The sequence below is a fragment of the Chryseobacterium sp. PMSZPI genome (assembly GCF_002835665.1).
GTDB lineage: Bacteria > Bacteroidota > Bacteroidia > Flavobacteriales > Weeksellaceae > Chryseobacterium.
The window spans coordinates 62,624-78,071 of record NZ_PIZV01000012.1 but is presented as its reverse complement, the minus strand read 5'-3'; the positions used below and the strand labels follow the sequence as shown (position 1 = coordinate 78,071).

Here is a 15,448-nt window from a genome sequence, read left to right as displayed (position 1 = left end):
GGCCCACCAAACTATTTCTCATCCTTCTACGGTGGCGGAACAATCTGAACTTTTACAGGTAAAACCAGGTGAAAAAGTATTGGAAATCGGAACCGGATGTGGATATCAGACAGCCGTTTTATTGGCCATGAAAGCCCATGTATACACCGTTGAAAGGCAAAAAGATCTATTTGATTTTTCTAAAAAGAAATTAAGAGAGCTTCATTTATTTCCAAAATTTCAAAGTTTCGGAGATGGATTTGCTGGACTTCCTACCTTTGCTCCTTTCGATAAAATTATCGTTACCTGTGGTGCTTCAACCTTACCAACAGAATTGTTAAAACAACTGAATATTGGAGGGAAAATGGTCATTCCGTTAGGGCCAACAGATGAACAAGTATTATTCAGATTTACCAAAATAGGTCCTACGGAATTTGAAAAAGAAGAATTCGGGGCCTACAAATTTGTTCCCATGTTGGGAAGTACCAATCAATAAGAATTAATTTTACGAGCATATTGTATCATAAAAGTGACAAAAGTTTTTTGGCAATAAAAGAATTGAAGCCTAAAATAGAATGGCTAAACTCGCTGCAGAAAACAATGTTACTTTCCTGAAAAGGTGAAAAGAGATTACATTGTGCAAACTCTAAAGTTTATTGTCATCATTCATAATAACTTGGAATTATTTTTGTTCTCATTATATCAACCTAAAACCTAAATATCATGGCACCAGAAAAAAATATAAATGAACAAAATAAAAAGTTGGAGCAAATGGATTATAATCCTAACGAAGATATCTTCAAAAGAGAAAAACATATTTCGTTGGATGGAGACGGAAATCCTATTTTAGATGAAGACTTTGATGATGATAATATTGATAAAGGCTTAGATATCCCGGGATCAGAAGAGGATGATGAAATGGAGGAAATCGGAGAAGAAGATGAAGAAAATAATTATTGGAGCCTCAGTGATAATAACGATGATCATGAAGAAGAAAATGATGATGTTTTAACCTGAATTTTAATATAATAGATTATACAAGCCTTATTGATTTTCAGTAAGGTTTTCATTTTAAATAAAGGCCACTTTTGGTAAAGGCAATTCCCCTCCTTTGGAGGGGTGGATTCAAAAATTAAAAAATTTTTGAAGACGGGGTGGTTCCATAGTGCAATACAATAAAATCCTCTAGTTCTTTCATCACTACATTCAGATTATTCTTTACATCAAAATCACTGGTTCTGAAAACCAACAGTCCCAAAGATTCAAGATATTCTTCTCTTATCCCATCATAAACTTGCTTTTCATTATGGCTTGAACCATCAATTTCAATAATTAACCCTAAAGTTTTCACATAAAAGTCAACAATATAATTTCCAATAATTTTTTGTCTGTCAAAATCAATTTTGTGAAAAGTCTTTGCACGGACTTTTTTCCAGAAGATTACTTCAGCCAGAATATGGGCTTTGCGCTTTTCTTTTAATAAGATTTTTAAACTGGGATTGTAGGGTAAGTTTTCTACAAAATTCCTTTGAATAGGAATGCTATTGATTATCGTTAATATTTCTTTCATGATTGTGTATTTAACCACCCCGTCTTTCAAAATTCGCAGAATTTTGAAAGACACCCCTCCGGAGTAGGGAGAATTGAGGTGTATCTATTCAAATATAGTAGTAAAATTGAATTTTCTACAGGTATACTAAATGAATTAAATCCTCAATTTTTTACTTACAACTTTTCATTTTTCTCTTTTCACAGCTACTTGCCTATATTTCATAATTTGAATATCTTTAAAACTTCAAAGATTGTTTAAACATAGAACTTTAAATAGCAATATGACATTTCAAGAACAGATACAGCAGGGGATACCTCATCAACTGCCACAACCTAAATCATATGATACCAATATCAACCATGCTCCGAAACGTAAAGAAATTTTAGGAGAAGAAGAGAAAAAACTAGCATTAAAGAATGCGCTACGTTATTTTGACCCTGAGTTTCATGCAGTATTAATTCCTGAATTTAAACAGGAACTGGATGATTACGGAAGAATTTATATGTACCGTTTTCGTCCGGATTATGAAATGAAAGCGAGACCAATCACAGATTATCCCGGAAAATCCGAGCAGGCCAAAGCTATTATGCTGATGATTCAGAATAACCTGGATTATGCAGTAGCACAGCATCCTCATGAGTTGATTACTTATGGTGGGAATGGAGCTGTCTTCTCTAACTGGGCTCAATATCTTTTAACAATGAAGTATTTATCGGAAATGTCTGATGAGCAGACATTGGTGATGTATTCGGGCCATCCAATGGGGCTATTCCCGTCACATAAAGATGCTCCAAGGGTCGTGGTGACTAATGGAATGATGATCCCGAATTATTCAAAACCGGACGATTGGGAAAAGTTTAATGCATTGGGAGTGACTCAATATGGCCAAATGACGGCAGGAAGTTATATGTACATCGGTCCACAAGGAATTGTTCACGGAACAACGATTACGGTTTTAAATGCTTTCAGGAAAATAAATAAAGAGCCAAAAGGAGGTCTTTTCGTAACCTCAGGATTGGGAGGAATGAGTGGGGCTCAGCCAAAAGCAGGTAATATTGCAGGTTGTGTTACTGTATGTGCAGAGGTGAATCCAAAAATTACAAAAATCCGCCATGACCAGAAGTGGGTGAATGAAATCCACGAAAATCTAGATGAATTGGTGAAGAGGGTAAGAGAAGCCCAACAGAATAAAGAAACGGTTTCTTTAGCTTATCTTGGAAATATCGTAGAAGTGTGGGAGAAATTTGATCAGGAAGATTTAAGAATTGATATCGGGTCAGATCAAACATCTCTTCACAATCCTTGGGCCGGAGGATATTATCCGGTAGGACAGAGTTTTGAGGAATCTAATGCAATGATGGCTGAAGATCCTGAATTATTTAAAGAAAAAGTTCAGGAGACGTTGAGAAGACATGCGGCAGCTATCAACAAACATACAAAAAAAGGGACTTATTTCTTTGATTATGGAAATGCCTTTTTACTGGAAGCTTCCAGGGCAGGGGCAGATGTAATGGCAGATAATCCTACATTAGGCAGAGAATTCAAATATCCGAGTTATGTTCAGGATATTATGGGACCAATGTGCTTCGATTATGGTTTTGGGCCGTTCCGTTGGGTATGTACAAGCGGAAACCCTGAAGACTTACAAAAAACGGATGACATAGCTTGTGCAATACTGGAAGGGATGATTAAAAACTCCCCTGAAGAAATTCAGCAACAGATGAAAGATAATATCCAGTGGATTAAAGGAGCTCAGGAAAATAAACTTGTTGTAGGTTCACAAGCAAGAATTCTTTATGCAGATGCAGAAGGAAGAATGAAAATCGCTGAAGCTTTCAATAAAGCGATTAAAAATGGAGAAATCGGACCGGTAGTATTGGGTAGAGATCACCATGATGTATCAGGAACAGATTCTCCTTACAGAGAAACTTCCAATATTTATGATGGTTCAAGATTTACGGCGGATATGGCGATTCACAATGTGATTGGCGATAGTTTCCGTGGCGCTACATGGGTTTCTATTCATAATGGAGGCGGAGTAGGCTGGGGAGAAGTTATCAACGGAGGTTTCGGAATGTTGTTGGATGGAAGTGATGATGCAGACAGAAGATTAAAATCTATGCTTTTCTGGGATGTCAATAATGGGATTTCAAGAAGAAGCTGGGCCAGAAATGAAGGGGCTATTTTTGCCATTAAAAGAGCGATGGAAGTGGAGCCTAATCTGAAAGTGACTCTTCCGAACCTTGTAGATGAAAACTTACTGTAATTGATAAATGATTTAGCGTTGGCAGATATTAATAAAAAGCTGTTTTCACATCTCAACGTAGATGACGGTGATCCTGTTTGGGAAAAATTTGCTGAGGTTAGATTTTCAAAGAAAAATATATTTTCGGATCATAAAGCCTATCTTGTTGAGGATGGGCTGGTCCGAAAATATTATATCAATGGTACCTCAGATGTTGAGGTAGAAATATGTGCGGATTTTTACTTCCCCGGAGATATTTTTACCGTAGGAGAAAAAGGATCGGAAGGTATTTATGAGGCTATAGAAAAAGGATTGGCCTGGGAAATTGATATGGAAGAGGTTAAAGAAATGTTTGCCATTAATCCCGAATGTCGTTTCGTGCAAAACTATTATTTAAGCAGAAAATTGAGTGCTGCAATGAAAAGGGAAATGCTTTTACTTAAAAATACTCCACAGGATCTCTATGAATACCTGTTAAAGAGTAAACCGCATTATATTCAAAATATTCCGTTAAAATACTTAGCTTCCTATATTGGGATTACTCCTATCTCCTTAAGCAGAATTAGAAAAAGAATGATGTAAGTTGAAAGAGGGAAGCTGGAAGTTACGCTCAGTCTTCAGATTTCTTTAGGTTTAATAATTAAATTGACTAATCATTTCAAATAAAAGAGAGGTATAGTTATTCTATCATCTCAATCACTCCCATCTTCCATCCTCAAAACGCCTTCATTAATTATCTTTTGTTTATTGACTGGCCTTCCGTAAGTTTTTTCCTTTGTGAAAAAAGAAATTATGGAAATACAAAAATTAAACTGGGCCGGGATAAAATTAACTTCTCAAGGCAAAACAATCTTAATAGACGCTGTAGAAGATTTTTCTTATTACAAACCTGTTTTGGGGGATGCTGTAGAAGATCTTATTCAATTTTCGGATTGGGTAGAAGCAGATTACATGCTGTTTACTCATTTGCACTTAGATCATTTCGATAAAAGTGTTATTAAAAAGTGTTTGAAGAAAGATGGAAAATTGATTGTTTATTCAGAATTGGAGGCATTTGTCAGAAAGTATGTGGAAGATGTTGAAATGGTAGTTCTGAATTTGGATGAAGCCTTCATTGAAAATGGGATCATTTTTAAACCCGTATTTGCCATGGATGGAGTAGGAGAAATACAGTCTTCATGGATTGTTGAAGACCAGGATACAAAGATTTTTCACGGCGGGGACACCATCTGGCATAACCAGTTTTGGAAGCTGGGAAAAGAAAATGAAAACATCGATTATGCATTTTTACCGGTAAATGGTGTTGTCGTTAATTTTGAAGTTATAGGTTTGGAATATAGCCCGGTTCCGGCTTCCTTGAATTTGAAAGAAGCTTTTGCAGCGGCTCATTTATTACATGCTAAAAAATTGGTTCCTATACATTATGGGTTGTTTGCGCATGAGAAATTTTATATTCCTCGGGAGTTTGATGAGAAGGATTTGGAGAGAGTGTCAGAAGAAGTGGGACAGGAATATGTTATTTTGAAGGATGGAGAGGTGTTGGTTTGATTATATTTTTAGTGTAGAGACTTTGTCTCTCGCTGATTTCGCAGATGACGCTGATTTTTAATGAAATTCATATACCTTATTGCATTATTTAATTATTCCTTCCAACCTTTCCAAAACTCACTGCATCTTTATAGTAAAAGATACTATGAAAATTACCATACCCAAACCCTGTCATGAAAACTGGGATGCCATGACACCCGATGAAAAAGGAAAATTTTGTTCTGTATGCTCTAAAACTGTTCATGACTTTACAGATTGTACGGATGAAGAGCCTATCAATACATATAAATCCGATGAGGATATGTGTGGAAGATTCAGAGAGGATCAGTTGGATAGAAACCTGGGGCTTTCATTGATCAGTAAACTGACATTGGGGTTATTGGCTATTGGAGGTTCCTTAACAACTGCTAATGCTCAGGAAGTTCAACCTGAAAGGGTAAAACAGCCAGTTGCGGTAAGAGGAATCAATATGACCTCTTCAGTGGTTAATGATACCATCCGAAAAAATAAAGTGGAGATCAGGATTGGTGCTCCTGTTTCAAGACAACAGAATAAACCCTTACTTATTATGGATGATAAAAAGATTTCTGAAGCAGAGCTGACAACAGTAAAGCCGGAAAATGTTGAAAGTGCCCGATTCCTTTCGATAGAAGAATCCATAAAACAATATGGAAAAGAAGGACAACATGGAGTAGTTGTGTTTACGACAAAAAAGAAAGGAAAGATTAAAAAATAGGAGTTCCGGCGATCGAAGATCGCCGGAACTCTTTAAATATTGTAATCATAAAAGCTTACATCTTCACCGCCTTAATAGCCGCTTCATAATTGGGCTCCTGTGATATATCAGGTACCTGTTCTTCATAAATAATGTTTCCGGAAGGATCAATGACAATAACCGCTCTGCTGAGAAGTCCCTTCATGGAAGAATCTATCATTTCTACTCCGTAATTCCATCCGAAATCAGAACGAAAATCTGAAAGCATAACTACATTGTTGATTCCTTCAGCACCGCAGAATCTTTTCTGGGCAAAAGGCAGGTCTTTAGAAATACAAAGAACTACCGTATTGGGAAGGTTAGCTGCCTCTTCATTAAAATGATGAACAGATGCAGAGCATACACCAGTGTCAACACTTGGAAAAATATTAAGAATAACATATCTCCCTTTGTAAGAATCCAGGGACTGATCATTCATATTCACATCTGTAAGAACAAACTTGGGGGCCGGTTTATTTACTACTGGTAATTGAGAATAGGTATGTACAGGTTCCCCTCTCATTAAAATAGTATTAGGGGTTTTGTTTTTTTGAGCAAGGCCCAATGCCGATAAAAAGAATAATGTACTGAAAACTATTTTTGAAAACATTGAAAATTTATTTTTAAACAAAATTATTCTTTTTTTTAGTTAACTGGCTTAATTTTATTCAAAGAGCTTTTAAAATAGAGGAAATCTATTAAATCATCACTTCTAAAATCAATTTTTACGGCTACCTTTATTCTTCAAAATCTTACATTTAAATCATAAAAATATGGATTCAGTAAACAGTCGATCATTTCAAAATATTTTTAAAACTGAAAATGAAATTCCCGAAGAATATAAAGTTCCTGAGATTCATCAGAAGGTATATCTTCTCAATGGAGAATTGGTAGAATGGAAAGGAGAAACTCAGAATATCTACTCTCCGGTTTGTATTCCTACAGAAAACGGATTGGAACGTAAACTATTAGGAAGCATCCCGAATATCGGACCCAAAGAAGCCATGGAAGTTCTTGAAGCTTGTGTAAAGGCTTATGACAATGGCCTTGGAGAGTGGCCAACAATGTCGGTGGAAGGAAGAATAAAGTGTATGCAAAAGTTTGTATATCTGATGATTCAGCAAAGAGATCTGATCATTAAATTACTGATGTGGGAAATCGGAAAGACATTAGCGGATTCAACTAAAGAATTTGACCGTACTGTGGATTATATCAACCAGACTATTGATGCATTAAAGGACCTGGATAGAGAATCTTCCCGTTTTCAACAAGCGGAAGGAACAATTGCTCAGATCAGAAGAGCCCCACTGGGAGTGGTTTTGAGTATGGGCCCTTTCAATTATCCTTTGAATGAGATCTTTACAACACTGATTCCCGCATTAATCATGGGAAATACAATTTTATTTAAGCTTCCCAAACATGGAGTGCTTGCTCATTATCCTTTATTAAATGCTTTTAAAGAAGCTTTCCCGAAAGGAACTGTTAATACACTTTACGGAAAAGGTTCAGAAATTATCACGCCGATTATGGAGAGTGGGAAAGTGAATGTCCTGGCTTTTATCGGTTCCAGTAAGGTAGCTAATGGTTTGAAAAAATTACATCCAAAGGTTAACCGTTTAAGAGCTATTTTAAGTCTTGATGCTAAAAATGCAGCTATTGTTACCAAACATGCGAATCTGGATGTCGCAGTAAGTGAATGTATTTTAGGAGCACTTTCCTTTAACGGGCAACGTTGTACAGCATTAAAGCTGATCTTTGTGCAGAAAGAAGTTGCTTTGGCATTTACAGAGAAGCTAAGTGATGTCGTTTCTGCTTTAAAAGCAGGGCTGCCATGGGAAAAAGATGTGAAGGTGACTCCACTTCCGGAAGTAAATAAGCCTCCTTATCTGAAAGAATGTATTGAAGATGCATTGATAAAAGGTGCAGCGGTTCTAAACAAAGAAGGAGGATACACAGAAGAATCTTTCGTATTCCCTGCTGTGGTTTTCCCTGTAAACAGTGAGATGAAGTTATATCACGAAGAACAGTTTGGTCCGGTGATTCCGGTTGTCCCTTTTGAAGATATTGAAGAGCCTATAGAATACCAGGTGAACGCTTCCCACGGAATGCAGGTAAGTATTTTCAGTGAAGATCCGCGGGAAGTAGCAAAACTAATTGATCCCTTTGTAAATCTTGTAAGTCGTGTCAATATCAATTGTCAGGCACAAAGAGGTCCGGATGTATTCCCTTTTACGGGAAGAAAAGACAGCGCAGAAGGAACGCTCTCTGTTTTTGATGCCCTTCGCTCATTTTCAATCAGATCATTGGTGGCTGCAAAACTTACAGACTCCAATAAGGAATTATTAAATACAATTGTTCGCGAACATGATTCCAATTTCTTAAGTACAGATTATATTTTCTAGTACTGATCTTAATTAACATTTAACATAAAATAAAAAACCTTAATAAACTTCTTAGTTTTTTAAGGTTTTTTTAACTTAATGCCTGGAATTTTAGTTTTTTGTGTTTTTAATCAGGTAATGTTTGTAAAATGTTACTCAGGTTTAGTGTTAATCATGTCTCTACTGGAAAAAGAATTTTTAGAAAAAATTGAAAAGCACAAAGGTGTTATTTTCAAGATCTCTAAAATGTATATGGATAATAAGGACGATCAAAATGATCTTTATCAGGAGATCATTTACCAGGCCTGGAAATCATATGGTGATTTTCAAAGGAGAAGCGATTTCTCAACATGGCTGTATAGAACTGCTCTCAACACAGCGATTGTATTCTTGCGAAGCGAAAAAAAACGTAGTTTTATACAGAATCAAAATATTGATGGATTAAGTGCCCGGCAAGAGCCTTATAATGATACAGATGATAAAAATATGAAGCTGATGTATGAGGCGATTCATCAACTGAACTCTATCGATAGAGCTTTAATCTTTTTCTTTTTGGAAGACTTTCCGGGAAAAGAAATTGCCCGTCAATTAGGCATTACGGAAGTAAATGCAAGGGTGAAACTGAAGAGGGCAAAAGAAAAACTGAAAGAGATCATTGCCAAACAACGAACAGGTTCACTTAAAAGATAAGACTATGGAGTTAGACAACTTTAAAGAACTTTGGAATAAAGATAATGGACAAGAATCACCTGAAATTTCTTTGGAAAAGCAGCGTGAAATACATTCCCCGTTACAAATGCTGAAAATCAATATGAAAACAGAATTTTGGCTGACGGTAGTAACATTGCCTATGTTGCTTACAAGTTTTCCGTTTGCTTCTTCAGATTCTAATATTAAGACAATTTCAACATTTGTTACTATTCTGACGATTACCTTTATTATTTACTTTTATTCCCGTTTTCTTAAACTATATAAGTTGCTTCAAAAGAACAGTATCAATACCAATTACGATTTGTTTAATCTTAAAACACAACTTTTAATTTCAAAAGAAATTTATATTTCTTACTATATTTCGTATATCCCGCTTGCCTTTCTTCTATCCCTGATTAAAATTAACTTCCATTTTGATATGGAGTATAACCTGGCTATTTTCGGGATTAGTTTTCTGATTACTCTTTTATTGGTTTGGTTTGTGATAAAATATTGGGTCTATTATATGTATGGACGATATATTGAAGATATTGCATACCTGGTGGATGATCTCAATGGAGTAGAAGTAAAACCTAAAGTAATAAAGAAAAGGACCTGGTTTGAACGATCTCAGAAATTCTTTATGAATAAACTGGGAATTAAAGGAAATATTCTGAATACTGTAATATGGTTCGTTTCTGTGTATATATCCATTATTTTATTTTTAACATTGGTATTGTTGATTCTGATCATTATCGGTGTCAAACTGAACCTTATTGATTTAGTTACTCTTCAAAGAGCTTTAGACAGATTGAATTAAAGTATCCTGAAGTTTTATCTTTTTTTGTAAAAAGAAATGTAACATTTTGAACTTTCTTCTACTAACTGTAAAAATTACTATTTCGAAATACAAAATACTATTCTAGAATAGCTATTGCGTAGACCTTAAAAAAACATGTATGAGGACCCGGCAGATTCTGCCGGTTTTTTTGTTTTAATGGGATGACGGAAAAGCGTTTCGGCGGGCTGAAAGCCCGCCGAAACCTATGCTACTTATTTTCTTTTTCTTTTGCAATCTCATTTTTTATCCAGTCCAGTTGCGGATCTTTTTGGTCGATAATATCCTGCATACTTTCATTGATAACAACATCGGGAGCTACTCCTTTTTTGGTGTCTGAAAAATCAATATTCGGTTGTACAAGAAGTAAACCTATAGGAAACCTGATCTGGCTGTTGGGAAGTTTTTGGTAAGAATAAAAACCTGCAACAGTTCCATCATTGGCTCCTCCGGTTTCTTCTCCGACAAGAGTAGCTCTTTTATCATTTTTAAGCTTGGCTGTAATGATTGAAGATGCAGAAAAACTTCCACCGTTGATCAGTACAAATACCTTTCCATTAAATGCTTCTTTATGGGGCTTTGTCGGCTTGTCAGCTTTCATTTTATAATAAACTTTTCCATCTTTTTTATAAGTACTGAAAGCCTGAGCAAAAAAATAACTCGGATAAGCAATACTCTTAAAAGCATATTCCAGCGGAGTACTTTTCCTAAAATAATTGGTTCTTAAAGGAGTACCTCTGGAGGTAACCTGTGAGGGTTTAATCAATGTAAAAGGCTTATCTGCCAGATAAGAATACAGATTATTAATTTCTTGCAATGAACCTCCATAGTTATTACGGACATCTATGATAAGGTAGGGTGATTTTGCATCTTTGATTTTAGAGAATGCTTTTTTATAAAATTCATCAGAATATTCTCTGGAAAAGCTTTTGACTTTTATATAAGCAATAGTGCTGTCCTTATCTAAGAATTTAAATGTTCTGTTATAAGAATTGCTGGAAGCTACATAATCATTAACTTTTTTATCAAGAGTACGTTTCTTCATCTCCTTATCTTTTTCAAGATCGGTGTCTGATTTAGACTCTCTGCTCAATTTGTATGTATGTTTTTCACCTTTATATACCGTTTCAATCATTGCAGTATTTGGAAGACCATTCTCAGCAGTATAAAAATTAAAGAATAAATCTTTTAAGAAATAAGGATGAAAAGTATTATTGTAACCGTCACTGCTGATCAGGCTTTTGTATTTTTTAATATAATCTGAAACAGGAATATTATTGATGCTTAATACTTCGGTTCCGGGTTTGATGCCTTCTATAGAATCCCTGTTCTGAATAATATACATATGATCGTCACTGATATAGTATTCAAATCGGCTGAACAGTCCTTTCGTATGTTCTAATTTTTTAATCTCTTTTTTAGTAAATTTTCTTCTTGGAATTCTTAGAGAAAGATGCCCTTCTCGGATACCGGCAATAACAGGCTGAAGCTTAAAATAAAATTGGAGAGGAGTAAGAGGTTCTTTGATGGTCTGTTTAAGACTATCAAATTTATGATCCAGCTCCTGTTTTGAAATATACCAATACAGTTGTGGGTGCATTTGTTGAAGCTTAGAATAAGCATAATCAACATCTTCTTTCAATTGCTCCGGGGGAATACATGAATCCCGCTGTTCATTATGCTTTTTAATAGAGGCACAGGATGTAAGCGCAGCGAGAATAAATATTACCGAATAATTTTTCAATTTCTTTTTGAGTTTTTAAGCCGCTAAAATAAAAAGATTAAAATTAATCCTCACTTAAATGAATGATAATTTTTTTCAAAGGCATTATAAATATAGTTAAAAAAAAGCAGTCATAGGTTATAAATTTTCATTTACAGTCAAAAGTCAATACATTTGAAAATTATTTTTTACAAAGGATGTATTGGATTATTGCGATGGGAGCTATATTGGTTGCTGCTTATTTTATTGTAATCAACATGAAAGCGTTTGGTGCAGTACCCGGTGGAAAACGATTGGAACGTATCAAAAAGTCCCGACTTTATAAGAAAAAACAATTTCAAAATATCAATCATACTCCTTCTATTGCCGAAGGATATAAAATGTCAAAAGTTACCTATGATTTCTTTTTAGGTAAAAAAGATCCACTGTTAAAACCTTTGAAGGCTATTCCTTCTATTCATACGGATTTGAGAAGTATTGATAGAAATACAGATGTATTCATCTGGTTGGGACATTCATCCTACTACATACAAACTGACGGAATTTCTTTTTTGATTGATCCGGTATTGAGTTTATATGGCTCTCCGTTTAAATATTTTAATAAAGCATTTAAAGGAGCTGATATTTTTAAACCGGAAGATATTCCCAATTTGGATTATTTGGTGATTACCCATGATCATTTTGATCATTTGGATTATCCTACTGTAGAATCTATTCAAGATCGTACAGGCATGGCAATCGTTCCATTGGGAGTAGGAGCACATCTGGAAAGATGGGGGTATACAGAAAATCAGCTTATAGAAGAAGAATGGGGAACTGAAGTTGAATTGAAAAACAACATAAAAATTACTTTCACACCGGCCAGACATTTTTCAGGCAGAAGATTAAAGCAGAATGATACACTTTGGACTTCTTATGTTCTAGAAACCTCTACGAAGAAAATTTTTTTAGGAGGAGACAGTGGTTATGATTCACATTTTAAAATGATCGGAGAAAAATATGGCCCTTTCGATTATGCAATTCTTGAGAATGGGCAATATGGTGATGCATGGAGATATATTCACACATTACCTGAGGATGTCATTCAGGCAAGTATTGAGGTGAATGCAAAACAGATTATTCCTGTGCATTCTTCAAAATTTGCATTGGCTCTTCATCCCTGGAATGAGCCTTTACAAAAAATAACAAGCCTCGGAAAAGAAAAAGGATTACACATCCTCACTCCAATGATCGGAGAGGTGGTTAAGCTGAATCAAACGGATCAGCAATTTAAAACCTGGTGGGAAGACTGATCAGGCATGCCAGATGTCTTTATATCTTCTGGGATGATTTTCAAATTGTTGCCGTACAAAATCACATTCGGGATCTACAAGCAAATCTTTTTCCTCTGCATAGCGCACCAACTCATCCAATAATAGCTTGGCATATCCTTTTCCCTCTCTTTCTTCGTCCAGTTTAGTATAGTATACAATCAGCAGTCTTCCATCAACCTCTATAGACATATAACCTGCTTTTTGTCCGTCAATGAGTAACTGCAATTCATCCTGATATGGAGATACTTTAAATTTTATATTTTCCATAATTTTTAGATTTGGTTGATTAATGACTCTACAGAAAACGATTAGGAATACATTCTCTTCTTTAAAATTACAAATTAAAATAATACGAAGTAATGATTTTGATGAATCTTAACGAATTTTATAATATAATAGGATAGAAGGGATAAAATATTGAAAATTTTAGAGAGATATTGCCATTGAGCATTTATTTTTAATTCTAAATTTTCAAACATTCCGTCTAAAGAATACTGTTTAAGAAAAAAAGAGAAAATTATATGGATTTTAAATGTGATTAAAATCTATTAAATTTATATGAAGATAGAAAATAATTCACATGTAATCAGTTGTTTATGGTTTTCTTTAACAAACATTGGCAATTGTAATCAATAATTGGCACTTTAATTGAGGATGTCATGATGTTTAATTTAAAAGTGGAGTGAAATGAAAAAGTTATTGTTGACAGCATTTTTGATCGGGACATTTAGCCTGAGTTATGCACAGTCAGACTATTATAATGATTATAGAAGAAGTATCTCAGATGTTAACTGGCAAACTGTAGTAGCAGATTTATTGCTTTCTACAACACAAGCCAATCAGATCTATGCCCTCAATAACAGATATCGTGATTACGATACCTGGAATAGAGTATACGTAGTAGAGCCGGGCAGATGGAGAGGTGATCGATATTCTGAGCTGGAGAGGATTCTGGGAAGAGAAAAGTATATTGTTTTCAAAAAAAGATATTACAGAGGACAAAATCCTGTGATCATTTATGGTAGAAATAAAAATGATTTTAAAAAATACCGTAAACAACAGGAAAAATACTATAAAGAACAAGAAAAGTATTATAAAAAACAATATAAGCATCGTAACCATGGCCATCATGGTGATGATGACTGGGATTAAACCATTATCAAATATATATATTCACTATTAAATAGCTGGCAGTTTTTGTCAGCTGTTTTTTTATTATAAATGATGGATGATATTGTTATTAGACGTTTGCGTATCTACGATTAAATAAATTAAAAAATTCACAGCTATCATTCAATAGGAGTGGACTTTAGTCCACTCAAATAAATAAGAAATTCTCATTGGCTTTAGCCAAAACTTAGAGCTTAAAAACAAACTCCATTAATATTCCCAATCAATATTTCTATAAAATTATTCTTATTTAAATACAATTAATACTTATTGATTTGTTTGAATTTTATAATTTTGAATTATGGAATCTAAGGAATCATTAAAAGGTTTTTATGAGCGAACTGCTGCCAATCTGGGACCACAATGTATCGGACAGAATGGGATGGGACATTTCAATGTGTTTTCACGGGAATATTGTTCTCCGCTAGCTCCTTACAGCAGAAGGGATTATTATAAAATTTCGCTGATTATAGGAAAGGGAAGACTTCATTATGCCAATAAGTGGATTGAGGTAGATCGTCCGGCATTATTGTTTTCAAATCCTATTGTTCCGTATGCATGGGAATCGGATGATGAAGATCAGAAAGGATGGTTTTGTCTTTTTACAGAGGAATTTTTGCAGAACGGCAGCCGCTTGGGAAACCTTCAGGATTCTCCGCTTTTTAAGATAGGAGGCACTCCGGTTTTCTTTGTAGAAGAAGAACAGCAGAAACTACTTTCTGATATGTACATAAAAATGATGGCTGAGATTCAGTCGGATTATGTTCATAAATACGATATGCTTCGAGCCTATCTTTTTCTGATGATCCATGAAACAATGAAAATGAATCCTGCAGAAAGCTTTGAGCCTTATCATAATGCCTCTCAGAGGGTTGCTTCTTTATTTATGGAACTGCTGGAAAGACAATTTCCTATCGATACACCGGAAGCATTTTTAAAATTAAAAACCCCTAATGATTATGCCCAGAGTCTTTCCATTCATGTCAATTCGTTAAATCGCTCTGTAAAGGAGATTACAGGGAAGACAACAAGCCAGCAGATTACAGCACGAATCATCCAGGAGGCTAATGCACTATTAAAACATACAGATTGGAATATTGCGGAAATAGCCTATGGGTTGGGCTTTGAAGAACCGGCCTATTTTACCAATTACTTTAAAAAACAAACAGGAATAGCACCCAATGCACTTAGATTGAACCTTGTTTGAATTTTATAATTCTTAGTTTGAATTATATATCATAGATGGACTCCTGAT

Annotated in this window: 16 protein-coding genes; 12 read left to right on the top strand and 4 right to left on the bottom strand. The window is 34.9% G+C overall.

Features of this window, described 5'->3' with window-relative positions; all coding sequences use genetic code 11:
• The coding region (locus CW752_RS03340; protein WP_101238375.1) for a protein-L-isoaspartate O-methyltransferase family protein at positions 1–475 on the top strand (475 nt) is incomplete at its 5' end.
• A 227-nt stretch (positions 476–702) separates the two neighbouring features.
• Positions 703–996 (top strand): hypothetical protein, encoded by a 294-nt coding sequence (locus CW752_RS03335; protein WP_101238374.1) that lies wholly within the window; start codon positions 703–705, stop codon positions 994–996.
• Positions 997–1,111: 115 nt separating this feature from the next.
• Here the strand turns inward: CW752_RS03335 and CW752_RS03330 are convergent, their stop codons facing one another.
• Positions 1,112–1,549 (bottom strand): endonuclease domain-containing protein, encoded by a 438-nt coding sequence (locus CW752_RS03330; protein WP_101238373.1) that lies wholly within the window; start codon positions 1,547–1,549, stop codon positions 1,112–1,114.
• A gap of 262 nt (positions 1,550–1,811) precedes the next feature.
• Here CW752_RS03330 and CW752_RS03325 point away from each other — a divergent pair, with 262 nt between their 5' ends.
• From CW752_RS03325 to CW752_RS03310, 4 genes are all read left to right on the top strand, one after another.
• The gene (locus tag CW752_RS03325) at positions 1,812–3,797 is read left to right on the top strand and encodes a urocanate hydratase (RefSeq protein WP_101238372.1); all 1,986 of its coding nucleotides are present in this window, start codon (positions 1,812–1,814) and stop codon (positions 3,795–3,797) included.
• On the top strand, positions 3,798–4,358 hold the full coding sequence (locus tag CW752_RS03320; protein ID WP_101238371.1) for a Crp/Fnr family transcriptional regulator: 561 nt from the start codon (positions 3,798–3,800) through the stop codon (positions 4,356–4,358).
• A gap of 210 nt (positions 4,359–4,568) precedes the next feature.
• On the top strand, positions 4,569–5,324 hold the full coding sequence (locus CW752_RS03315) for an MBL fold metallo-hydrolase (protein WP_133121646.1): 756 nt from the start codon (positions 4,569–4,571) through the stop codon (positions 5,322–5,324).
• A 145-nt stretch (positions 5,325–5,469) separates the two neighbouring features.
• Positions 5,470–6,060, top strand: a complete 591-nt coding sequence (locus CW752_RS03310) for a hypothetical protein (protein WP_101238369.1) — start codon at positions 5,470–5,472, stop codon at positions 6,058–6,060.
• A 55-nt stretch (positions 6,061–6,115) separates the two neighbouring features.
• On the opposite strand, the gene tpx is transcribed toward CW752_RS03310, so the two are convergent.
• Entirely contained in the window at positions 6,116–6,688 is a 573-nt protein-coding gene (gene tpx, locus CW752_RS03305) for a thiol peroxidase (RefSeq protein WP_101238368.1), read from the bottom strand.
• A 163-nt stretch (positions 6,689–6,851) separates the two neighbouring features.
• On the opposite strand from tpx, the gene CW752_RS03300 reads away from it, so the two are divergent.
• From CW752_RS03300 to CW752_RS03290, 3 genes are all read left to right on the top strand, one after another.
• Positions 6,852–8,480, top strand: a complete 1,629-nt coding sequence (locus CW752_RS03300) for an NADP-dependent glyceraldehyde-3-phosphate dehydrogenase (protein ID WP_101238367.1) — start codon at positions 6,852–6,854, stop codon at positions 8,478–8,480.
• Between the two features lie 153 nt (positions 8,481–8,633).
• Entirely contained in the window at positions 8,634–9,149 is a 516-nt protein-coding gene (locus CW752_RS03295) for an RNA polymerase sigma factor (RefSeq protein ID WP_101238366.1), read from the top strand.
• Between the two features lie 4 nt (positions 9,150–9,153).
• Positions 9,154–9,969 (top strand): hypothetical protein, encoded by an 816-nt coding sequence (locus tag CW752_RS03290; protein ID WP_101238365.1) that lies wholly within the window; start codon positions 9,154–9,156, stop codon positions 9,967–9,969.
• 229 nt (positions 9,970–10,198) lie between these two features.
• On the opposite strand, the gene CW752_RS03285 is transcribed toward CW752_RS03290, so the two are convergent.
• Complete coding sequence (locus CW752_RS03285; RefSeq protein ID WP_101238364.1) at positions 10,199–11,731, bottom strand: S41 family peptidase; 1,533 nt, start codon at positions 11,729–11,731, stop codon at positions 10,199–10,201.
• Positions 11,732–11,907: 176 nt separating this feature from the next.
• On the opposite strand from CW752_RS03285, the gene CW752_RS03280 reads away from it, so the two are divergent.
• Complete coding sequence (locus tag CW752_RS03280) at positions 11,908–13,002, top strand: MBL fold metallo-hydrolase (RefSeq protein WP_101238363.1); 1,095 nt, start codon at positions 11,908–11,910, stop codon at positions 13,000–13,002.
• Here CW752_RS03280 and CW752_RS03275 read toward each other — a convergent pair whose 3' ends face one another.
• Complete coding sequence (locus tag CW752_RS03275; RefSeq protein ID WP_101238362.1) at positions 13,003–13,290, bottom strand: GNAT family N-acetyltransferase; 288 nt, start codon at positions 13,288–13,290, stop codon at positions 13,003–13,005.
• A 420-nt stretch (positions 13,291–13,710) separates the two neighbouring features.
• Here CW752_RS03275 and CW752_RS03270 point away from each other — a divergent pair, with 420 nt between their 5' ends.
• Positions 13,711–14,175, top strand: a complete 465-nt coding sequence (locus tag CW752_RS03270) for a hypothetical protein (protein WP_101238361.1) — start codon at positions 13,711–13,713, stop codon at positions 14,173–14,175.
• Positions 14,176–14,494: 319 nt separating this feature from the next.
• Positions 14,495–15,400 carry a helix-turn-helix domain-containing protein gene (locus tag CW752_RS03265; RefSeq protein WP_101238360.1) on the top strand — a complete coding sequence of 302 codons (906 nt, stop codon included), beginning with the start codon at positions 14,495–14,497 and terminating at the stop codon, positions 15,398–15,400.
• The last annotated feature ends 48 nt before the right edge of the window (positions 15,401–15,448 follow it).

Excerpts from the sequence above, each read along its gene's own strand:
- CW752_RS03335 (WP_101238374.1), top strand. The coding sequence starts at position 703 with ATGGCACCAGAAAAAAATATAAATGAACAAAATAAAAAGTTGGAGCAA.
- CW752_RS03330 (WP_101238373.1), bottom strand. The coding sequence starts at position 1,549 with ATGAAAGAAATATTAACGATAATCAATAGCATTCCTATTCAAAGGAAT.
- CW752_RS03325 (WP_101238372.1), top strand. The coding sequence starts at position 1,812 with ATGACATTTCAAGAACAGATACAGCAGGGGATACCTCATCAACTGCCA.
- CW752_RS03315 (WP_133121646.1), top strand. The coding sequence starts at position 4,569 with ATGGAAATACAAAAATTAAACTGGGCCGGGATAAAATTAACTTCTCAA.
- CW752_RS03310 (WP_101238369.1), top strand. The coding sequence starts at position 5,470 with ATGAAAATTACCATACCCAAACCCTGTCATGAAAACTGGGATGCCATG.
- tpx (WP_101238368.1), bottom strand. The coding sequence starts at position 6,688 with ATGTTTTCAAAAATAGTTTTCAGTACATTATTCTTTTTATCGGCATTG.
- CW752_RS03300 (WP_101238367.1), top strand. The coding sequence starts at position 6,852 with ATGGATTCAGTAAACAGTCGATCATTTCAAAATATTTTTAAAACTGAA.
- CW752_RS03295 (WP_101238366.1), top strand. The coding sequence starts at position 8,634 with ATGTCTCTACTGGAAAAAGAATTTTTAGAAAAAATTGAAAAGCACAAA.
- CW752_RS03290 (WP_101238365.1), top strand. The coding sequence starts at position 9,154 with ATGGAGTTAGACAACTTTAAAGAACTTTGGAATAAAGATAATGGACAA.
- CW752_RS03280 (WP_101238363.1), top strand. The coding sequence starts at position 11,908 with ATGTATTGGATTATTGCGATGGGAGCTATATTGGTTGCTGCTTATTTT.
- CW752_RS03275 (WP_101238362.1), bottom strand. The coding sequence starts at position 13,290 with ATGGAAAATATAAAATTTAAAGTATCTCCATATCAGGATGAATTGCAG.
- CW752_RS03270 (WP_101238361.1), top strand. The coding sequence starts at position 13,711 with ATGAAAAAGTTATTGTTGACAGCATTTTTGATCGGGACATTTAGCCTG.
- CW752_RS03265 (WP_101238360.1), top strand. The coding sequence starts at position 14,495 with ATGGAATCTAAGGAATCATTAAAAGGTTTTTATGAGCGAACTGCTGCC.